The sequence below is a fragment of the Streptomyces sp. NPDC050549 genome, assembly GCF_040655035.1.
Taxonomy (GTDB): Bacteria; Actinomycetota; Actinomycetes; order Streptomycetales; family Streptomycetaceae; genus Streptomyces.
In genome coordinates this window covers 1-18,878 of record NZ_JBFAJD010000050.1, presented here as the reverse complement: position 1 = coordinate 18,878, position 18,878 = coordinate 1, and the positions used below count along the sequence as shown (strand labels likewise).

General features: G+C 71.4%; 19 protein-coding genes and 3 pseudogenes. 12 read left to right on the top strand and 10 right to left on the bottom strand.

The annotated features are described in order from the left end of the window. Positions 1-207: 207 nt before the first annotated feature. From AB0I51_RS42425 to AB0I51_RS42405, 5 genes and pseudogenes are all read right to left on the bottom strand, one after another. Entirely contained in the window at positions 208-600 is a 393-nt protein-coding gene (locus AB0I51_RS42425) for a very short patch repair endonuclease (RefSeq protein ID WP_362983934.1), read from the bottom strand. A gap of 90 nt (positions 601-690) precedes the next feature. Further along, positions 691-927: pseudogene (locus AB0I51_RS42420) on the bottom strand (nuclear transport factor 2 family protein); the annotation flags it as partial. Between the two features lie 138 nt (positions 928-1,065). After that, a complete protein-coding gene (locus AB0I51_RS42415; protein WP_362983849.1) occupies positions 1,066-2,076 on the bottom strand; it encodes an SEC-C metal-binding domain-containing protein in 1,011 nt (336 codons plus the stop codon). Positions 2,077-2,241: 165 nt separating this feature from the next. Continuing rightward, positions 2,242-3,432: an MFS transporter gene (locus AB0I51_RS42410; RefSeq protein WP_362983847.1), complete on the bottom strand. Its 1,191-nt coding sequence runs from the start codon at positions 3,430-3,432 to the stop codon at positions 2,242-2,244. Between the two features lie 35 nt (positions 3,433-3,467). After that, positions 3,468-4,943 (bottom strand): beta-1,6-galactanase, encoded by a 1,476-nt coding sequence (locus tag AB0I51_RS42405; protein WP_362983845.1) that lies wholly within the window; start codon positions 4,941-4,943, stop codon positions 3,468-3,470. A 230-nt stretch (positions 4,944-5,173) separates the two neighbouring features. Here AB0I51_RS42405 and AB0I51_RS42400 point away from each other — a divergent pair, with 230 nt between their 5' ends. Continuing rightward, positions 5,174-5,953 carry a class E sortase gene (locus tag AB0I51_RS42400; protein ID WP_362983843.1) on the top strand — a complete coding sequence of 260 codons (780 nt, stop codon included), beginning with the start codon at positions 5,174-5,176 and terminating at the stop codon, positions 5,951-5,953. Between the two features lie 15 nt (positions 5,954-5,968). On the opposite strand, the gene AB0I51_RS42395 is transcribed toward AB0I51_RS42400, so the two are convergent. Then, on the bottom strand, positions 5,969-7,366 hold the full coding sequence (locus tag AB0I51_RS42395) for an MFS transporter (protein WP_362983841.1): 1,398 nt from the start codon (positions 7,364-7,366) through the stop codon (positions 5,969-5,971). 68 nt (positions 7,367-7,434) lie between these two features. Between AB0I51_RS42395 and AB0I51_RS42390 the strand changes: the two genes are divergently transcribed. The 5 genes from AB0I51_RS42390 (at position 7,435) to AB0I51_RS42370 (ending at position 10,589) form a co-directional block, all read left to right on the top strand. Next, positions 7,435-7,962, top strand: coding sequence for a helix-turn-helix domain-containing protein (locus tag AB0I51_RS42390; protein WP_362983839.1), 528 nt, complete (start codon positions 7,435-7,437; stop codon positions 7,960-7,962). Between the two features lie 41 nt (positions 7,963-8,003). Next, positions 8,004-8,294: a DUF6412 domain-containing protein gene (locus AB0I51_RS42385; protein WP_362983837.1), complete on the top strand. Its 291-nt coding sequence runs from the start codon at positions 8,004-8,006 to the stop codon at positions 8,292-8,294. 71 nt (positions 8,295-8,365) lie between these two features. Then, positions 8,366-9,022, top strand: a complete 657-nt coding sequence (gene yidC, locus AB0I51_RS42380; RefSeq protein ID WP_362983835.1) for a membrane protein insertase YidC — start codon at positions 8,366-8,368, stop codon at positions 9,020-9,022. A 129-nt stretch (positions 9,023-9,151) separates the two neighbouring features. Beyond that, a complete protein-coding gene (locus AB0I51_RS42375) occupies positions 9,152-10,009 on the top strand; it encodes a fumarylacetoacetate hydrolase family protein (RefSeq protein WP_362983833.1) in 858 nt (285 codons plus the stop codon). Between the two features lie 22 nt (positions 10,010-10,031). Further along, positions 10,032-10,589, top strand: coding sequence for a Uma2 family endonuclease (locus AB0I51_RS42370; protein WP_362983831.1), 558 nt, complete (start codon positions 10,032-10,034; stop codon positions 10,587-10,589). Positions 10,590-10,632: 43 nt separating this feature from the next. On the opposite strand, the pseudogene AB0I51_RS42365 reads toward AB0I51_RS42370, so the two are convergent. The 3 genes and pseudogenes from AB0I51_RS42365 to AB0I51_RS42355 form a co-directional block, all read right to left on the bottom strand. Next, a pseudogene (locus AB0I51_RS42365) lies at positions 10,633-10,821 on the bottom strand (LLM class F420-dependent oxidoreductase); the annotation flags it as partial. Between the two features lie 69 nt (positions 10,822-10,890). Continuing rightward, the gene (locus tag AB0I51_RS42360) at positions 10,891-11,385 is read right to left on the bottom strand and encodes a heme-degrading domain-containing protein (protein WP_362983932.1); all 495 of its coding nucleotides are present in this window, start codon (positions 11,383-11,385) and stop codon (positions 10,891-10,893) included. A gap of 17 nt (positions 11,386-11,402) precedes the next feature. Continuing rightward, entirely contained in the window at positions 11,403-12,506 is a 1,104-nt protein-coding gene (locus tag AB0I51_RS42355) for a Gfo/Idh/MocA family oxidoreductase (RefSeq protein ID WP_362983830.1), read from the bottom strand. A gap of 122 nt (positions 12,507-12,628) precedes the next feature. Here AB0I51_RS42355 and AB0I51_RS42350 point away from each other — a divergent pair, with 122 nt between their 5' ends. From AB0I51_RS42350 to AB0I51_RS42330, 5 genes are all read left to right on the top strand, one after another. Beyond that, entirely contained in the window at positions 12,629-13,738 is a 1,110-nt protein-coding gene (locus tag AB0I51_RS42350) for an ROK family transcriptional regulator (RefSeq protein WP_362983930.1), read from the top strand. A 157-nt stretch (positions 13,739-13,895) separates the two neighbouring features. Then, positions 13,896-14,678, top strand: coding sequence for a hypothetical protein (locus tag AB0I51_RS42345; RefSeq protein WP_362983828.1), 783 nt, complete (start codon positions 13,896-13,898; stop codon positions 14,676-14,678). 31 nt (positions 14,679-14,709) lie between these two features. Continuing rightward, a complete protein-coding gene (locus AB0I51_RS42340) occupies positions 14,710-15,468 on the top strand; it encodes a GntR family transcriptional regulator (protein WP_362983826.1) in 759 nt (252 codons plus the stop codon). A 41-nt stretch (positions 15,469-15,509) separates the two neighbouring features. Further along, a complete protein-coding gene (locus AB0I51_RS42335) occupies positions 15,510-16,634 on the top strand; it encodes a TIGR03364 family FAD-dependent oxidoreductase (RefSeq protein WP_362983824.1) in 1,125 nt (374 codons plus the stop codon). Positions 16,635-16,641: 7 nt separating this feature from the next. After that, the gene (locus AB0I51_RS42330; RefSeq protein WP_362983822.1) at positions 16,642-17,370 is read left to right on the top strand and encodes a phosphonatase-like hydrolase; all 729 of its coding nucleotides are present in this window, start codon (positions 16,642-16,644) and stop codon (positions 17,368-17,370) included. Here the strand turns inward: AB0I51_RS42330 and AB0I51_RS42325 are convergent. Next, positions 17,316-18,095, bottom strand: coding sequence for an HAD-IIA family hydrolase (locus AB0I51_RS42325; RefSeq protein ID WP_200717370.1), 780 nt, complete (start codon positions 18,093-18,095; stop codon positions 17,316-17,318). The two genes, AB0I51_RS42330 and AB0I51_RS42325, sit on opposite strands and share 55 nt — an antisense overlap. A 151-nt stretch (positions 18,096-18,246) precedes the next feature. Here AB0I51_RS42325 and AB0I51_RS42320 point away from each other — a divergent pair. Next, a pseudogene (locus tag AB0I51_RS42320) lies at positions 18,247-18,744 on the top strand (hypothetical protein); the annotation flags it as partial. Between the last annotated feature and the right edge of the window lie 134 nt (positions 18,745-18,878).

Genomic DNA, 18,878 nt, shown 5'->3' with positions numbered 1-18,878 from the left:
CAGGCCGGCTGGGCCGCAGCGAGCTGACCGGCGCGACGGATCACGCCATGGCCAGTGCCCACGCGGAGCAGATCGGCATCCCACTCGTGCAACCTCGAAGCACTATTGGGTGAATTGGATGTCAATACGTGAAGCAACTTCATGATTGCTGATCCCAGTCGTTCTGAAACGAACTCCAGGTGGCAGGGGTGATGTCGCTGGGGCCCGTCATGGCTCGGTCACAGCTGGTTGATGGGGTGCGACGGAGGCGGCGATTCGTCGGGCAACGCCGTCGGCCGCCTCGTGCTCCCAGAAGCGCAGTACTGTCCAGCCTTCCGCGAGCAAGTGCTCGGTCGTCTCGACATCGCGCGCCATGTTCTTGTCCAGCTTGTTGCGCCACCACTCCGCGTTCGACTTGGGCTGCGTCGCGTGCAGCGGACAGCCGTGCCAAAAACAACCGTCCATGAAGATCGCGATCTTGGCCTTGGGAAACACGATGTCGATCGTGCGACGCGGCATGCCGGGCACCGGCACGTTCACCCGATACCGCAGGCCCTCGGCATGCAGGAGGCGTCGTACCGCCACCTCGGGAGCCGTGTCGCGGGAGCTCTGTCGGCTCATGCGGGCGGACACGGCGGGGGAGGACGGGACGACATCTGGCACGGAAGTATTGTGCCGGCGTACTTGAGGCGTTGTGTCGAGAGCCGCGGATCAGGCCCGTTCGTCGCGCCGGCAGGTCCACATCTCCGCCAGCAGGCCGTCCCGAACACGGATCAGCCAGATCAGCCCGCTCGCCGTCGTCGCCGAACCGGCTCCCCGGCTCACCTCCCCGACCGCAGCCAGCAGTTCCCCTTCGCTCAACACCGCACTGATGTCGAAGCGCAGGTCCGGCTGGGCGGCCCGGACATGCTCCACCGCCCGCCGAACGTCATCGGGTCCCGCGATTTCCGGATGCGTATGGTCCCGCTACTCCGGATGAAGAACCTCACCGGCGACAGTCGAATCGCCGGTGTTCCACATCTCGAAGTAGCTGAGCACCAACTGACGTTCGGCGGACCTGTGTTGTTCGACCGCCACCATCACCCCTCAGCCCCCGTGACACTCCCCATAAGCCCGCCCCGACCCACACCAACAGCTAGCCCCCCGCTGAGGCGGCCACACCACAGCCCGTCCCCGCGCAGCCAGTGTCGTCGCATACTGCGGCAACAGATCAACATCCCCCGGGGAAGCTCCCTCCGAAGCCGCGAACGCCTCATAAGAAGGCACCGTCCCCGTCACGATCCCGAGGTTCGGGGTGCCGCTGGCCGCCAGCTCCCGCAGTGACCCCTCTATCGTCGCCAGGTGCTCCTCGTGCGAGGGGTACTCCTCCGCCAGCGAGGCATACGCTCCCACCAGCTCCGTCAACTCCCCCTCCGGCCAATGGAGTACAGCCACCGGGAACGGACGCGACAACGCCTCCCGGAACGCGCCCAGTTCCGCCCGCAGCCGAGAGATCTCGGCCTCGAGCTCCGCCGGGTTGTCCGAGCCCAGGGACCACACCCGCTTCGGGTCGTGCAGTTCGTCCAGCGACACCGACGACGAGTGCAGCGTGTCCGCCAGCGTGTCCCACTCGTCGTGCGACACGCCCAGCATGCGCCGGACCCGGTGTCGGCCGAACAGCAACGGGTGGGTGGAGTACGGGGGTTCGGGTACGTCCGTCAGGAGCAGACGCACCCCCTCCGTGAACGTCTCCTGCGCCGCCTCCAGCTCGTCGTGGGACTCCAGGGACTCCGCGACGATCACCCAGGGGGCGGGATCGCGCGGGGACGCCGCCCGCACGCCGTCGATGATCGCCCTGGCCTCGGCCTCGTGGCCGTACTCCCAGAGGTTCGAGGCCTTGAGGGCCCGTACCAGGTGAGGAGTTTCCAGGTCGTTCGGCGACGACAGCAGGCGGTCGTAGAGCGCTGTGGCGGCGGGGCGGTCGCCGGCCAGTTCCAGGTGGGCCGCGGCCTGGATGAGCAGGGCCTCGGCGTCCTCGGGGTAGCGGGCGGCCGTCCGCTCCAGGCGGGCCGCTTCGGCGGGGTGGTCGACGTTCTCGGCGGGCGTGTCGGGGCGCATGAACGACACGGTACTGCCGATGCCGACGCAGATGGAGGCAAGGGGAGAGATATCCGCAGGTCGGCCAGTGAGAGAGACGTGGGACAGGTGTGGGACAGGCGTGAGACGGACGTGGGGAGGCCGGGCCACGGAGAACGCCGGGTGGCGCACCGGCTTCCAGCAGGTTTACGACCGCTGCGCCACCGCGTCCTCCGTCGACGCCGTGGCCCCTGCCGACCCCGACCCCGCTGCCCCTGCCGCCCATCCCATGACCCCCACCCCCACCCCCACAATCCCCGCCCCCACGAACAACGGGGCCGAATACCCCCACCCCGCGCTGATCACCAAGCCGCCCAGCCACGCCCCCACCGCGTTCCCCACGTTCGACGCGGAGACGTTCGCGCCGGCCGCCAGCGGTACGCCGCCCGCCGCGTCCGTGACTCGCGTGATCATCCCGGGGACCGTCGCGAACCCGAACGCGCCCAGGAGGAAGACCAGGATCACCGACGCCGGGCGGCTGCTCGCCAGCAGGCCGAAGGCCGTCAGCGTCGCCGTCAGCCCGATCAGCGAGACGATCAGCGTCGCGTCCCTGTTGTGGTCCGCGCCCCGGCCGCCCGCGATGTTGCCCACGACCAGGCCTGTGCCGTAGACGACCAGGAGCCAGGCGACGTCCGTCGTGGAGAAGCCCGTGACTTCGGTGAAGGTGTACGCGAGGTAGCTGAACGCGCCGAACATGCCGCCGTAGCCGAGGGCCGTGGCCGTCAGGGTCAGCCATACCTGGAGTGAGTGGAAGGAGTGGAGTTGGGTCCGGAGGCCTGCACCCCCACTCACCCGTCCCGCCCAGCCGGGCACCAGTACGGCGATCGCCGCCAGCGCCACCGCTCCCGTCGCCGTGATCGCCCAGAATGTTGCCCGCCAGCCCCAGCGTTCGCCGACGAGGGCGCCGAACGGGACGCCCAGGACGTTCGCCACCGTCAGGCCGGCGAACATCATCGCGACCGCGCGGGAGGACCGTTCCGGTGGGACCAGGCGGCGGGCTACCAGTGAGCCGATGCCGAAGAACGTGCCGTGGCAGAGGGCCGCCACCACGCGGCCCAGGAGCATGGTCGGGTAGTTCGGCGCGATGGCGCAGAGCAGGTTGCCCGCCACGAAGAGAGCCACCAGGCCTATCAGGACCGGCTTTCGCGGTAGGCCCGCCGTTGCCGCAGTCACCCCTATCGCGCCTACCGCGACCGTCAGCGCGTAGCCGGAGATCAGCCAACCCGCGGCAGCCGTCGACACGTCCAGGCTGCGGCTGACCTGCGGCAGCAGCCCGGCGATCACGAACTCGGTCAGGCCGATTCCGAAACCGCCGAGCGCCAGCGCCAGCAGGCCCAACTGCCCACTGCCGTAACGGAGTTCGGGTTCCGGGGTCAGATCACCACCCCGTCGATCTGCAAGGTCTGCACCGCCCCGGCCGCGAACGTCGCGCTCACCGTCTTGCCGCTGAGGTACGTGTCCGAGTGGGAGGTGTACAAGTCGCCCCCGCCGCCCGTGACCGTGTTCCAGCGCGGGACCAGGCCGCTCGTACCGCCCGCCACCGTCGTGAACTTGGAGAGGTCGAAGGTCAAAGTCGTCGACGACGAGCCGGTGTTGGCGGCGACGATCACCAGACGTTTCGCCGACGCGTCGTAGCCCGCCGCCGCGTAGCTCACGCCCGTGTCCAGGATCGTCATGCCGGGGCGGATGTGGCGGCTGAACTGGGCCATCACGTAGTACTTCGTCTGCACCGCGCCGGCCGTGAGCGTGCTCTGGTCGTACGCGATCATCGCCCAGCCCGAACTCGGGTCCATGACCTGCCAGTACGTCCACGCCGTGGGGTGCAGCCAGCGGAAGTCGTAGAGGAGGTTGCTCGCCATCGTGAGGCCGGTGGAGTCGCTGTCGCCCGTCTCGGAGTTCCAGAGGGCCTTGCCCGACGTCGTCACAACGTCCGTGTAGAGCAGGTCTCTACGGCCGCCCGAGCCCTGGTAGCCGTGGACGTTGACGCGGTTGACGTAGCCCTTCGTCGTGGAGCTGAAGGCGCTCCACGTCGTGCGCGCCAGGTCGTAGCTCGTCTCGTCGGAGGCCGAGATCTTCGTGCTTGTGAGGCCGCGCGCGTCCAACTCGCTGCGGACATACGGGAGTACGGCCGCCTGGACCGTCGAGTCCATGTGGCAGCCCTCCTGCGTGCCGGTCGCCGTCCACCAGCTCGACGAGGGCTCGTTGAAGGCCTCGACCGTCGCGAAGTTCACGCCCCAGTTGTTCTTCGCGTAGAGGGCGACGGACGCCAGGTGGGAGGCGTGCTGGCGGTAGTTCCAGGACTGGAGGTTGTTGCCGCCGCCCGAGGCGCCGGACGGGTTGTGGTTCAGACACATCCACCACATGGGGGAGTTGGCGAAGAGCTCGGTGGTCGCGCCGCGCGCCGTCGCCTTCACCAGCATCGCGCGCTGGGTCGCGTCCGCCGTCCACTTCCACGCCGAGGACGTGGGGTCCTCGTTGTTCCAGTCCTGCCAGTAGCCCTCGATCTGCTTGAACGCGGGGATGTTGGCGGAGGCGACCATCGACTCGCCGTTCACGGTGTTCCAGCTGCACGCGCCGAGGTTGTAGCGGGCGATGTTCAGGCCCAGGCCGGGGAGCGAAGTGCCGTTGTACGTCGTCGACTTGGTGGTGAAGAAGATGTCGGCGAAGTCGTCCCGGGCGCCGAAGACGTTCGCCCACCAGGCGAGCGAGGTGCCCCAGCCTTCCCAAGTGCCGTACTTCGTCGCCGGGTTGACCGCGACCGTCGCGTCGGCGCGTGCGGTACCGGTCGCCAGGGCGGTGCCGAGGAGGCCACCGCCCGCCGCGGCCAGCAGGGTTCTGCGTCGGATCATTTCTTCTCCCGGTTCGCTCAACCGCCGGTCGTCCCACCGGCGTCGGCCATCCCCCCGGCTCGTGCCACCAGGAAGCATCGGGTGTGGTGCGTGGGGTTGTCGAGGGTTGCGACACCCCTTTCTAAAACCAGTGTACGAAGGATCGAACGGCGACCTTCACGCGTCATCGGAAGCGCCGACGGGAGCCACGGCTCTGGTGAGTTCGGGAAGCCGCCCTTATCGTGCCGCCCATGCGGGTCCCCGTCGTACAGCAGCACCGCCGTCGACGCCGTGCGCTGCGCCGACGCGCCCTGTGGACCGGCGGCGAGCTGCTCGTCACCGCCGGGGTCGTCCTGCTCCTCCTCGTCGTCCAGCAGCTGTGGTGGACCAACCGGGAGGCCCGGCGGGGCGCGGAGCGACAAGTGCAGGCGCTGGAACGGCAATGGGCCACGCAGACACCGGCGCCGGGGGCCACATCGACACCGGCCAACACGGATGCCGCCGACGGCAGTTCACCGCACCGGACCACCTCCGCCACCGCCGCGAGGGGATCCGGAGGATCCACGACCACCTCCCAGCCCTCCCAGGCCTACGCCATCCTCACCATTCCCCGCCTCCACCTCCGCGTCCCGATCGCGGAAGGCGTCAGCAAGCAGAAGGTGCTGAACAAGGGGTACGTCGGCCACTACCCCGGCACCCAACAGCCGGGCCAGGCAGGGAACTTCGCGCTCGCCGGGCACCGCAACACCCACGGCGAACCCTTCCGGTATCTCCCGCGACTGCGGCTCAAGGACACCGTCCGGGTCGAGACGGGCGCGGCCACCTACACCTACACGGTCGACAAGATCCTGCCGCAGACCTCCGCCGCCGACTCCGGTGTCATCCGGCCGGTCCCGCACTCGACCGTCAAACCGTCCTACGGCTACCGGACCCCCGGCTACTACATCACCCTCACCACCTGCACCCCGGAGTTCACCTCCCGGTACCGCATGGTGGTGTGGGGCACGCTCACGTCCACGCGACCCCGGTGAGGGCCCGGTGAGGGGTCACACCCGCTCCCGCAGCCCCACCACACTCCCCGCCGCCAGCAGCGCGAGTGCCGCCGACACCACCATCGCGATGTCCGCGCCGCGGGCGAGGCCGCTGCCCGCAGACGTGGCGATCGCGATCGTCAGCGCGACACCCGCGCAGGAGCCGATGTAGCGGAAGGTCTGTTGCGCGCCGGAGCCCATCGCGGCCCGGGCGGCCGGTACGGACTCGACGGACAGCAGGGGCAGCGCGGCGTTCAGCAGGCCGCTGCCCACTCCGGCGATCACCAGGCCCGGCAGCAGCCGGGTCCAGGAACCGGAGTCGAGTGCGCCGAGCATGGTCAGGACGCCGGCCGCGTGGAGCAGGAATCCCAGGGCGAGTTGGTGGCGGGAGGAGACGCGGCCCGCGAGGCGGCGGGCCTGGAGGGCGACCGTGAAGGACAGGCCCGACCAGAGGAGGAAAAGCCAAGCCGTGTCGATCGCCGACAGGCCCAGCGTCTGCTGCAGCAGCGCCGGCAGGAAGCTGAACAGGCCGATCACCGCGAAGCCCGTGAACAGGCCGCCCGCCGAGGAGGCCAGGAAGGGGCGGTGGCGCAGCAGGCTCAGGTCGATCATCGGGGTCGTACCCCGGCGCTCGACGAGGGCGAAGACGCCGACGAGCAGGACGGCCGCCAGCAACAGCAGGCCCACCGGGGCGCGCAGCCAGCCGTCGCGGCCGAGCGTGAGCGCGGCCACCAGGGCGACCAGGGCGAGGCCGAAGGTGACCGCTCCGGCCAGGTCGGGGCGTCCGCCCCGGGGCGCGCGGGACTCGGACAGCGTACGGACGCCGAGCGCGGCCACGACCAGGGCGGCGGCGCCGAGGACGGCGTAGGCGAGGCGCCAGTCGGGCATCGCGCCCGTCACCAGTGGGCCGACCGCTATGCCGCCGCTGACGAACGCGCCCCACACGCCGGTCGCGTGCAGTCGGCCGCGCGGGGTCGGGAAGGCGTGCACGATCAGCCCCAGGCTGCTGGCGAGGAGCGCCGCGCTGGAGGCGCCCTGCGCGATGCGGGTCAGGGTGAACAGCAGGGTCGAGGAGGTGAGCGCGGAGAGCGCGGTGGTGATGCCGAGCGCGAAGGTGCCGGCCAGGAAGATCCGGCGGCGGCCGTAGTCGTCGGCGAGGCTGCCGGCGACCAGGAGCAGCGCGGCGAGGCCCAGCGGGGTGCCGTTGAGCAGCCAGGCCTGGGCGGAGAGCGGGGTGTGCAGGGCGGCGGCGATGTCGGGGAGGGTGACCATAGGCGCGGTGTACGTCATCAGCGCCACGGCGGTGGCCGCGCTGGTCAGGGCGAGGGTGGCGCGGGGGCGGGGCGCGTCGACCTCGGTGACCTCGTGCTTCTCGGAAACCGGGGAGAGGGTTCGTTCACTGAACCTAGTCATGCGGAGTACCGTAGCACTGTGGGTTCGTTCATTGAACCTTGAGTCGGAAAATGGCTAAGGTGGACGGCATGGCACTGGGCAAGGACTACGCGACGCAGGAGTGCTCGATCGCCCGGGCACTGGAGGTGGTCGGCGAGCGCTGGACGCTGCTCGTCATCCGCGACGCCCTCTACGGCGTACGGCGCTACAACGACTTCCTCGTCCACCTCGGCATCCCGCGCGCGGTCCTCGCCGCCCGCCTCCAGGCCCTCACCGCCGAGGGCATCCTCGAAAAGCGCCGCTACCAGGAGTCCCCGCCGCGCGAGGAGTACGTCCCCACGGACCGCGCGCTCGCCCTGTGGCCGACGCTCCGCTCGCTCGGCCGCTGGGGCCGCGAGCAGTTCGACGAACCCCAGCTGCGCTACTTCCGGCACGCGGACTGCGGCACCGAACTCGGCCTGTACGGCGAGTGCCCGCGCTGCTCGCTCGTCGTCCCCGTCGCCGACGTCCTCGTGGATCCGGGCCCCGGACTCGACCCGAACCCGGCGGACCCGATCAGCCGCGCCCTCCTCAAGCCGCGGCGACTGCTCCAGCCGTTCGAGTCCGATCAGGTATAACGGACGGTACGAGAACGGCAGTTGAGGGGAGGGGACGGTCAGTGGTCCGCAATCGCGCCGCCCTGCTGCTCCTCTTCCTGCTGCTCCCGCTGATGCTGGCGGACACCGGCGGCCTCCCGGCCGGCGTCGCGCTCGCCGCGACCGGCACCGCCCTCGCCGTCTGCGCCCTGCTCTCCGCGCGCAGCGCGCCCGCCGTACCGCCCACCCGGGTCCGTACGGCCATCCGCGACCGGGCCCGCCGTACGGCGTTCCTGCCCCAGCGCGATCCCGACGCCTCGGGCCGCCCCCGCCCCCGAGCACCCGGCACCGCCCTCCGGACGACCACCGCGTAACGCGTTCCCGCGCGGGTCGTCACATCGCCATGCCCCACTCCGGCACGACGAGACCCACGGAGGGCTCACCCATGTCCGTTCTCGCCCATCTGGTCGGCCAACTGGCCGACCTGCTCAACCCGTTGTTCGGCCCGTCCGCGGTCGCCGCCGCGATCGTCCTGTTCACCGCGCTCGTACGACTCCTCGTCCATCCCCTCTCCCGGGCCGCCGCGCGCGGACAGCGGGCGCGGGCCCGACTCCAGCCGCAGGTCGCCGAGTTGCGGAAGCGGTATGCGAGGCAGCCGGAGAAACTGCGGGCGGCCGTACTGGAGTTGCACGCCGATGCGAAGGTGTCACCGCTGTCCGGGCTGCTGCCGAGCCTGCTGCAACTCCCCGCGTTCTTCCTCCTCTACCGGCTGTTCTCCGGCGGGGGCGACGGACTGCTCACCCACCGGCTGTTCGCCGCGCCGCTCGGCGGACGGTGGGCCGACGCGCTCGCCGGGGGCGGGGTGTTCGGGCCGGCCGGGCTCGTCTACGTCGGCCTGTTCCTCGTCGTCGCCACGGTCGCCGGTTTCAGCTACGTCCGTGCCAGGCGGACGGTCGTCGACGCCGGCGCCGTCGGCCGGGTGCTGCCGTTCATGTCCTTCCTCACCCTTGTCACCGTGGCCGTGGTGCCGCTCGCCGTCGCCCTGTACGTGGTGACCAGCGCGGCCTGGAGCGCGGTGGAGCGGGCCCTGCTGTACAGCTGAGCGGCGCGGTGACGGTCCAGTCCGTGAACCGGGTATTGCGGACTGGACCTTGAGCTTGGAGGATCGACCAGTCCTCCGATGGCTGCACCCGTCGGGCGACGGCCCGCGTGATCGATGGAGATGGTGAAGATGAAGCTGCTGCGAGTCGGTACGGCAGGGGCGGAGCGGCCCGCGCTCCTCGACGCCGAGGGGGTCCTGCGGGACCTGTCCGGCATCGTCCCGGACATCGACGGGCCGCTGCTCGCCGACAGCGCCGCGCTCGGCCGGATCCGGGCGGCGGCCGACGCCGGGTCGCTGCCCGCGCTGGACGCCGACGGGCTGCGGGTCGGGCCGCCGCTGGCGCGGATCGGCAAGGTCGTGTGCATCGGGCTGAACTACCACGACCACGCCCGCGAGACCGGCGCCGAGCCGCCCGCCGAGCCGGTCGTCTTCTTCAAGGCGGCGGACACGGTCGTCGGCCCCTACGACACCGTGCTCGTCCCGCGCAAGTCGGTGAAGACCGACTGGGAGGTCGAACTCGCCGTCGTCATCGGGCGTACGGCCCGCTATCTGGACTCCCACGAGGAGGCGCTCGCGCATGTCGCGGGGTACGCGGTCGCGCACGACGTGTCCGAGCGGGAGTTCCAGATCGAGCGGGGCGGGACGTGGGACAAGGGGAAGAACTGCGAGACGTTCAACCCCCTGGGCCCGTGGCTGGTGACGTCCGACGAGGTGCCGGACCCGCAGGCGCTCTCGCTGAAACTGTGGGTCAACGGGGAGCTGAAGCAGGACGGCACCACGGCGGAGCAGATCTTCCCGGTGGCCGAAGTGGTGCGGTACGTCAGCCAGTTCATGACGCTTTATCCCGGGGATGTGATCAATACGGGGACGCCGGCGGGGGTTGCGCTGGGGCAGCCTGAACCGAAGCCATTCCTTAGGGCTGGGGATGTGGTTGAGCTGGAGATTGCCGGGCTGGGGCGTCAGCGGCAGGAGCTGAAGGACGCGTAGGCTGGTGTGGAGAAGGAGCACCATGACCGTTGCGCAGACCGAAGTGACGCTTGAGGAGTTCGAAGCGCTCGACGCCGCGGCGCCAGAGAGCCTCCACGTCGAGCTGATCAACGGGAGTGTCATAGTGACTCCGGCGCTGGACGGTGACCACGACGAGAACGTCATGGCCGTCGGAGACCAGGTGCGGGCGCACGATCCCGGGCTGCGCATGTACCAGGAGCGAGGGCTGGCCATTCCCGCCTATCGTGCCGGGCGCGCTCGCGTCGATGGCGCGGTCGCCCCGCTCGGGAACTTCCGGGGGCAGCCGTCCTGGGCGGATGCCTCGGCCGTCTTGATGGTCGTCGAGGTGACGTCGGGCGGCGAGAAGGACGCCGACGTCGACCGCATCGAGAAGCGTGATGCCTACGCCCAGGCCGCGCTGCCGGTGTATCTCCTCGTCGACCGGCACCGTGGCGAGGTGGTCGTGCACTGGGAGCCCGAGGGCGGTCGATACCAGCACTCGCAGAAGGCGGTCTTCGGCGCGAAGCTGGGGCTGCCCGAGCCCTTCGGGTTCGACCTGGACACGTCCGACTTGGCGTAGGTCCACTCAGCCGGACTCACGTGCGCCACTGGATTGAGTGCCGGGTCGCCCCGACGAGCGGCACGGCGTTGCGGGCGGCGCTGCTGCCGCCCAACCAGACCGCGCCGTAACCGAGTTCCTCCAGCTCGGCCGCGGCCTCCGCCAACTCGCCCTGCCGGGACGGATCTTCGGAGCGCAGAGCCACGCTCCAGATGCCGTACCGGCCGACCGTCTCCTTCAGGGCACTGCTCATCTGTCCCGTTCCCTCCGGTGTCGGATGCACTGGACGTGCCGGACGGTGCCAACCGGAGGGAGCCCGGGGTTAATTCCGGCCGTCGTCCAGGAACTGCTCCAGCGCCGCCACCACGAACCGGTGGTCCTCCAGCTGGGGCAGGCCGCTCACCGTCACCGTGCCGATGACGCCGACGTCCTCGACCCTGATCGGGAACGAGCCGCCGTGGGCCGCGTACTCGTCGGGGTCGAGGCGGGAGGAGTCCTCGAAGGTGCTGCCCTTGGCGCGGAAGCGGGTGCCGACCAGGTAGGAGGCGGCGCCGAAGCGCTCGACCACCCTGCGCTTGCGGTCGATCCACGCGTCGTTGTCGGGGGTCGACCCCGGCAGCGCCGCGTGGAAGAGCTGCTGGCCGGCGCGGCGGATGTCGATGGCGACCGGGGCCTGGCTCTCGCGGGCGAGTTCCACGAGGAGGGAACCCAGCGCCCACGCGTCGTCGAAGGTGAAGTGCTGGAACACCAACCGGCGCTCCTGCGCCTCGAGTTCCTCCACCGTCGGGGTGATCTCGGGGGCGATCCGCTGGGTCATCGCGGGCTTGTGCTGGGTCACAGGGTCACCGTCATTCCGTCGCGGGCGCTGCGGCGCGCGGCTTCCAGTACGTCGAGGGCGGCAGCCGCCTCCAGGGCGGTGACCGGGTTGGGGGCGCCGTCGCGGAGGGCGGCGGCGACGGCCGCGTAGTACGCGGGGTAGTCACCGGGGAGGGTGGGTTCGGGGCGGCCACCGCCGGTGAGGGGGGATTCTCCCCCAGAGGGGGGACCCCCAACGCCGACACGGCCGTAGAGGGATTCGGGCTCCTCGCCCCAGCCGGCCGTCGCGCCCGGGCGCTTTCCGTCCCGCAGGTCCGCCTCCTGGGGGTCGAGGCCGTACTTGACGTAGCCCGCCCTGGAGCCCAGGACCCGGAAGCGCGGGCCGAGTTGGGCGGTGGTCGCGGAGACGTACAGGTGCGAGCGGACGCCGTTCGCATGGGTCAGCGCGATGAACGTGTCGTCGTCCGTCTCCGCGCCCGGGCGGCGGATGTCCGACTCGGCGTACACGGAGGTCACGGGCCCGAAGAGGGTCAGCGCCTGGTCGACGACATGGCTGCCGAGGTCGTAGAGGAGACCTCCGATCTCTGCCGGATCGCCGGACTCGCGCCAGCCGCCCTTGGGCTGCGGGCGCCAGCGCTCGAAACGGGACTCGAAGCGCCATACGGCGCCCAGCTCGCCCTCGGCCAGGAGCTTCCGCAGGGTCAGGAAGTCGTTGTCCCAGCGGCGGTTCTGGAAGACGGAGAGGAGCAGGCCGTGCTGCTCGGCGAGGGCCGCCAGCTCGCGGGCCTCGGCGGCGGTGCCGGCGATCGGCTTGTCCACGACGACCGGCAGACCGGCCTTCAGGGCGCTCGTCGCGAGCGCGACATGCGTCTTGTTCGGGGACGCGATGACGATCAGGTCCAACTCGGCGGCGCGGTCCAGGAGTTCGTCCGGGGACGCAGCGATGCGGACGTCGGGGAACTCGGCGCTGGCCTGGTCCTGCCGCTCCGGGTTCGAGGTGACGACCGTGTCGAGGGCGAGGCCCTCGGTGGCGGCGATCAGCGGAGCGTGGAAGACGGAGCCCGCGAGGCCGTAGCCGACGAGGCCGACGCGGAGGGGTGTGCGAGTGGTGCGTCCAGTCATGCCCTCCACTTTCGCAACGCTGTTGCCAAAGTGCAAGTGGTGGGGAGAATGGGAGAGTGAACAGTGCGCGGAGCGGGAGCGGAGCCGGATCCACGGCGGGTGCGGGAGCGGCGGCCGGTGCGGTGGGTGCGAATCTGCTCGCCGTGCGCAGCCACAACACCGCGCTGGTGCTCGACCTGCTGCGGATCGCCGGACCGGACGGGATCAGCCGGCTCGAACTCGCCGACCGCACCGGTCTCACCCCCCAGGCCGTCAGCAAGATCACGGCCCGGCTGCGGGAGCCCGGCCTTGTCACGGAGGCCGGTCGCCGCGCCTCCACCGGCGGCAAACCGCGCACGGTACTGCGCCTGGTCCCGGAGGCCGGCCATGCGGTCGGCGTGCACCTGGACCGGGACGAACTGCGGGTGGTCCTCGTCGATCTCACCGGGACCGTGGTCGGGGAGCGCGGCGCCCCGCTGGACCTGGGGGCGGGCGCAGCGGTGGTCGTGGAGGCGGTGGCCCGGGAGGCCGAGGGGCTGGTGGGGGAGGTGGTCGGAGGCCCCGCGCCCGCCTCTCTTTCTGCCGACGGCCGTCTGCTCGGTGTGGGCGTGGCCCTGCCCGGGCCGCTCGACCACAGCCAGGGTGTGCTGCATCGCGTCACCGGCTTTCCCGAGTGGGACGGGTTTCCGCTGCGGGACGCGCTCGGGCGGCGGCTCGGGGTGCCGGTCGTCGTCGACAAGGACACGAACGCCGCCGCGCTCGGGCTGGCAGTCGGCGGGGAGGGCGGGGCCTTCGCCTATCTGCACCTCGGCACGGGACTCGGCGCCGGACTGGTGATCGGCGGCGGTGTGCACCGGGGGACGCGGACCGGGGCCGGAGAGTTCGGGCACCAGGTCATCCAGCTGGACGGGCCGCCCTGCGACTGCGGGAACCGGGGCTGTATCGAGGCCCTGTGCCTGGCCGCCGTAGCGCGCGGGGATGTGGACGAGGCGGCGCGGGTGCTCGGTGCGGGCGCCGCGAACCTCGTGGGCCTGCTCGACATCGACCTCGTGCTGCTGGGCGGCCGTACCGTCGCCGCCGACCCGGAGCCCTTCGTGCGCGGGGTCGCCGCCGTCCTCGGTGAACGCGCCCGGCGCGAGGGCGCCGGCGAGGCCGCCGTACCGGTGCGGATCGCCTCCGGCGGGGCGCGGGGCGTCGCGGAGGGGGCCGCGCAGCTGCTGCTCGGACCGCTGTTCGGGCGGGCGGACGGCTAGGACCTGTCCGGTGGGGGAGGTGTCCTGAAAAAGTGTGTCACTTTCTCCGGGAACTGTGACACTTCCGCCGAACAGGGGTCCCGCCGCGCCCGTTCGAGGCACACCGACGGCCGCGTCACCCTCCATCGGCCCCCGCCTCCGGCACGCTCATGTGCTTATGCGACTGCCCCTGAGACCGTGCACCCCACTGCGCGCACCCCTGTCCCTCTGCCTCGCCGCAGCCGCCACCCTTCTCTTCATGCTCTTCACGGCGACCACACCGGCGCACGCGGCGGACCCCACCCCCACCTGCGCCGCCCCCGACGCCCGCACCTTCCCCCTCACCACCCGCATCCACGACGGCCCCGACACCTACGAGGCCGGCGGCGGCTACGGCACCTGGTACCTCGACCTCACCAACACCACCGCCCGCCGCTGCACCGCGATCCACCCGGTCGTCGTCCTCGTCGACGAGCGGCACGCCCTGAAGCCCTCCCAGCCCAGGCTCGACTTCTACGACGGCACCGGCCCGCGCCCGCACCCCGTCCGCTTCGCGACGACCGACGAGGCGGAACTCGTCGGCGCCTTCGACGACGGCTTCCCGGGCTTCACCGTCGACCCCGGCAGGACCCTCACGGTCAAGGTCCGCCTCGCGCTCGCCCCGGACACCGGGCCGAACGAGATCACCGCCAACGCGGCCGTCGTACAACGCCATGCCGACGACGGGTACTGGGTCGGCCAGTCGAACGACTACCGCTTCGACGTCGAAGCGGCCCCGGAATCCGGCACACCCACCCCCGCCACAACGGCTCCCTCCGCCGCGACCCCGCCCGCCGAGGACCTCTCGTTCACCGACGAACTCGCCCGCACCGGAATCGGCACCGCCCACCTCGTCCTCGCCGTCACCTCCGTCCTCCTCGTCACCACCGGCGCCCTGCTGCTGGCCCGCAGGCGCCGATAACGCGGGACGCCGTTTCTGCGACCATCTCCGCGTGGACTACCCGAACGACCAGGCCCCCGGCGCCCCCGTCCGCGACGGCATCCCGGAGCACGGCCGCATCCCCAAGTACTACGCGGTGAAGGCCCAAATTGCCGCGCTCGTCGACGAGTTGGGGGAGGGCGCCGTGATCCCCACCGAGCGCGACCTCACCGAGCGGTACGAGGTCGCCCGCGAGACCGTCCGGCAGGCGCTGCGCGAACTCGTCCTGGAGGGCAGGCTGCGCCGGCAGGGCCGGGGCACGGTCGTCGCGGGCCCCAAGCTGGAGCAGCCGCTGTCCCTGACCAGCTACACCGAGGGCGTGCGGCGGCAGGGGCGCACCCCTGGCCGCAGCCTCGTCACGCTCGACCGCTTCCCGTGCCCCGACGCGCTGGCCGCCGAGACCGGACTGACCCGCGGCGAACCCGTCTGGCACCTGGAGCGCCTGCTGCTCGCCGACGAGGAGCGGGTCGGCCTCGAAAGCACCTATGTCTCCGTCGCCCGACTCCCGCACCTGGACACGGACTTCGAGCCCGGCTCCTCCTTCTACGGCTACCTCGACGCCCGCGGCATCCGCTTCGGCGACGCCGACGAACGCATCGAGACCGTGCTCGCCACCCCGCGCGAGGCCCTGCTCATCGGCACCCCGCCCGCCCTGCCGATGCTGCTGATCCACCGCGTGTCGAAGGACGCGGAGGGGCAGCCGCTGGAACGGGTGCGGGGCCTGTACCGGGGCGACCGCTTCTCGTTCGTCACCAAGCTAACGAATCCATAACGGGTCTAGCCCAAAAGGCGGGCCTGGTTCACGCTCTAGGCGTGAGAGTCACAGTCGTCGGAGGCGGCGTGGTCGGCACCATGCACGCCTGGCAAGCAGTGGAACGCGGCCACGAGGTCGTACAGATCGAGCGCGAGACGGAGGCGCGCGGCGCGTCCCTGCGCAACTTCGGACAGATCTGGGTGAGCGGCCGAGCAGGCGGCGAGGAACTCGAAACCGCCCTGCGGGCAAGGGAGTTGTGGGAGGAGATCGGCCGTCGCGTCCCCGGACTCGGCTTCCGCGCCAACGGCTCACTGACCCCGGTGCGCGGCCCGCGCGAACTCGCCGTCGCCGAGGCCGCCGTGGCCCGCGAGGACTCCGCCGCCCGCGGCTACGAACTCCTCACCCCCGCCGAGGTCCGCGCCGTGAACCCCGCCCTGCGCGGCGACTTCACCGCCGCCCTGTACTGCGAGCGCGACGCGGCGGTGGAGCCGCGCACCGCCCAACTCGCCCTGCGCGCCGAGCTGTCGAAGTCCCCGCACTACACCTTCCTGCCGGGGCGCGAGGTCCGCGAGGTCGTCGGCGAACACGCGGTACGCGACGACCACGGGGACGTGCACCCCGCCGACGCGGTGATCCTGTGCACGGGCGCCTGGCTCGGCGGACTCGTCCGCGAACTCGCCGGACCCCAACTCCCCGTCCGCCGCGTCCGCCTGCAGATGATGCAGACCGACCCGCTCGGCGAACCGCTCCCCACCTCGGTCGCCGACGCGGACAGCTTCCGCTACTACCCCGCCTACCGAGGCCCCGCCCTCGACCGACTCACCACACACCAGCCGCAGTCGCCGACCGCAGCCGCGCACGCCGTGCAACTCCTCATGGTGCAGCGCGCCGACGGCGGACTGACCATCGGCGACACCCACGAGTACGAGCACCCCTTCGCCTTCGACACCGTCGAGGACCCCTACGACCACCTCGCCGAGGTCGTCGAGTCGCTGCTCGGCCGTCCCCTGCCGAAGATCCGCCGCCGCTGGGCCGGCGTGTACGCGCAGTGCACCGACCCCACCCGGGTCGTCCACCGCCAACAGGTGTGCGACGGCGTGTGGTTGGTCACCGGTCCCGGCGGACGCGGCATGACCTGCTCCCCGGCGATCGCCGAAACCACCGCGAACGAACTGAATTGGTGAGCAACCGATGAACCAGCACATCCGCCTCGTCGTCCTGGACATGGCCGGCACCACCGTCGCCGACGACGGCCTCGTCGAAGAGGCCTTCACCGCCGCCGCCCGACACCTGGGCGCGGAACCCGACGCGATGCTGGACCACGTCCGCGCCACCATGGGCGAGTCCAAGATCTCCGTCTTCCGGCACCTGTTCGGGACGGAATCGCAAGCCCAGGAAGCCAACAAGGTCTTCGAGTCGGCCTACGCGGACCTCGTCGACGGCGGCCGGGTCACCGCCCTCCCCGGCGCCCGCGAGACCATCGAGACCCTCAAGTCCCAAGGCCGCACGGTGGTGTTGACGACCGGCTTCGCCCGCACCACCCAGGACGCGATCCTGGCCGCCCTCGGCTGGCAGGACCTCGCGCACCTCACCCTGTGCCCCGCCGACGCCGGGGGCCGGGGACGCCCGTACCCGGACATGGTCCTCACCGCGTTCCTGCGGACGGGCGCCGCCGACGCCGTAGGACAGGTGGCCGTGGTCGGCGACACCTCGTACGACATGCTCAGCGGCGTCCGCGCCGGCGCCGGCATGGTCGCCGGTGTGCTCACGGGGGCACACCGGCGCGACGCGCTGAGCGGCGCGGGCGCGACGCACGTCCTCGGCTCGGTCGCCGAACTGCCCGCACTCCTGCCCCGGTCGGAGCCTCAGACCAGGTCGACGATGTCCGCGATGGAGTCCACGACCTTCGTCGGGCGGTAGGGATAGCGGTCGAGGTCGGCCCTGGTCGTCAGACCGGTCAGCACCAGGAAGGTCGTCATGCCGGCTTCAAGACCGGCCAGCACATCGGTGTCCATGCGGTCGCCGATCATGGCGCTGGTCTCCGAGTGCGCGCCGATGGTGTTCAGCGCGCTGCGCATCATCAGGGGGTTCGGCTTGCCGACGAAGTACGGCTCCTTGCCGGTGGCCTTGGTGATCAGCGCGGCGACCGAGCCGGTCGCGGGGAGGGCGCCCTCGGGGGAGGGGCCGGTGTTGTCGGGGTTGGTGGCGATGAACCGGGCCCCGTCGTTGATCAGCCGGATCGCCTTGGTCAGCGCCTCGAAGGAGTAGGTCCGGGTCTCGCCGAGGATCACGAAGTCGGGGTCCGAGTCGGTCAGCACGTATCCGGCGTCGTGCAGCGCGGTCGTCAGTCCGGCCTCGCCGATGACGTAGGCGGTGCCACCGGGGTGCTGGTTGTCCAGGAAGGCGGCGGTGGCCAGGGCCGAGGTCCAGATGTTCTCCACCGGCACCTCCAGACCGATCCGGTTCAGCCGGGCGTGCAGGTCGCGGGCGGTATAGATCGAGTTGTTGGTGAGGACCAGGAACGGACGCCCGGTCTCCCGCAGCTTCTTGATGAACGCGTCGGCGCCCGGAACCGGGACGCCCTCGTGCATCAGCACCCCGTCCATGTCGGTGAGCCACGATTCGATGGGCTTGCGCTCTGTCATGGGCGGGCACTCCTGCTGAGGTAACGCGGGCTTGTGAGGTGACCATGCTATGCACTCCCCGTATCCCCTCCCCCATACGGAGCAATAGGGCCCCGCCAGGGATGCGCGGCCGGGGGACGAGGAGGAGTCTCCAGCTATCTGGAGGTTCACGATGGGCTCACTGAAAGTCACTCTCTGTGCGGTTGCGGCGGTCCTCGCGGCGCTCACCCCGACGGCGTACGCGGCGGACGGAGGCACTGTCTCGGTGACCCCCGCGTCCCCCGCCCCAGGCGCCGACGTAGCGCTCAGGATCAGCGGCTGCTCCGGTACGACGGGCTCCGCGGCGTCGGACGCGTTCGTCGCCGACGCGAAACTCGTCGGCGCGGCCGGCACCCTCGCCGGCGAGACCCGGGTCCGCTCCTCGCTGGAACCGGGCAGCTACGACGTGAAGATCACCTGCGGGAGCGTCACGGTGAAGGGCGCGATCAAGGTCGTGGCGAATGAATCCGGATCCCCCTCCTCCCAGCCCCCCGCCTCACCCGTCGCCCCCGTCCACGCGGGCGGTGGCGGCACCGCGCACCTCGCCGCCGTGGACGCCCGCGCGGCCGGTCCCGGTACCGCGCACGCGGTGGTCGGGCTGTTGCTGGCCGGTGTGGCCGCGACGGCCGTGGGGGGGGGGGGGGCCCCCCCCCCCCCCCCGCCGCGGGGGGGGGGGGGGGTGGGTAACGACCCGCCCCCCGCGGCCGCGCGCGCCCCCGCCCCCCCCCCGCGGCGGGCCGGCGAGGGGGGGGGCGCGCGCCAGCG

Excerpts from the sequence above, each read along its gene's own strand:
- AB0I51_RS42425 (WP_362983934.1), bottom strand. The coding sequence starts at position 600 with ATGAGCCGACAGAGCTCCCGCGACACGGCTCCCGAGGTGGCGGTACGA.
- AB0I51_RS42345 (WP_362983828.1), top strand. The coding sequence starts at position 13,896 with ATGCGACTGCCCCTGAGACCGTGCACCCCACTGCGCGCACCCCTGTCC.
- AB0I51_RS42415 (WP_362983849.1), bottom strand. The coding sequence starts at position 2,076 with ATGCGCCCCGACACGCCCGCCGAGAACGTCGACCACCCCGCCGAAGCG.
- AB0I51_RS42405 (WP_362983845.1), bottom strand. The coding sequence starts at position 4,943 with ATGATCCGACGCAGAACCCTGCTGGCCGCGGCGGGCGGTGGCCTCCTC.
- AB0I51_RS42325 (WP_200717370.1), bottom strand. The coding sequence starts at position 18,095 with ATGACAGAGCGCAAGCCCATCGAATCGTGGCTCACCGACATGGACGGG.
- AB0I51_RS42400 (WP_362983843.1), top strand. The coding sequence starts at position 5,174 with ATGCGGGTCCCCGTCGTACAGCAGCACCGCCGTCGACGCCGTGCGCTG.
- AB0I51_RS42360 (WP_362983932.1), bottom strand. The coding sequence starts at position 11,385 with ATGACCCAGCGGATCGCCCCCGAGATCACCCCGACGGTGGAGGAACTC.
- AB0I51_RS42395 (WP_362983841.1), bottom strand. The coding sequence starts at position 7,366 with ATGACTAGGTTCAGTGAACGAACCCTCTCCCCGGTTTCCGAGAAGCAC.
- yidC (WP_362983835.1), top strand. The coding sequence starts at position 8,366 with ATGTCCGTTCTCGCCCATCTGGTCGGCCAACTGGCCGACCTGCTCAAC.
- AB0I51_RS42370 (WP_362983831.1), top strand. The coding sequence starts at position 10,032 with ATGACCGTTGCGCAGACCGAAGTGACGCTTGAGGAGTTCGAAGCGCTC.
- AB0I51_RS42375 (WP_362983833.1), top strand. The coding sequence starts at position 9,152 with ATGAAGCTGCTGCGAGTCGGTACGGCAGGGGCGGAGCGGCCCGCGCTC.
- AB0I51_RS42330 (WP_362983822.1), top strand. The coding sequence starts at position 16,642 with ATGAACCAGCACATCCGCCTCGTCGTCCTGGACATGGCCGGCACCACC.
- AB0I51_RS42355 (WP_362983830.1), bottom strand. The coding sequence starts at position 12,506 with ATGACTGGACGCACCACTCGCACACCCCTCCGCGTCGGCCTCGTCGGC.
- AB0I51_RS42390 (WP_362983839.1), top strand. The coding sequence starts at position 7,435 with ATGGCACTGGGCAAGGACTACGCGACGCAGGAGTGCTCGATCGCCCGG.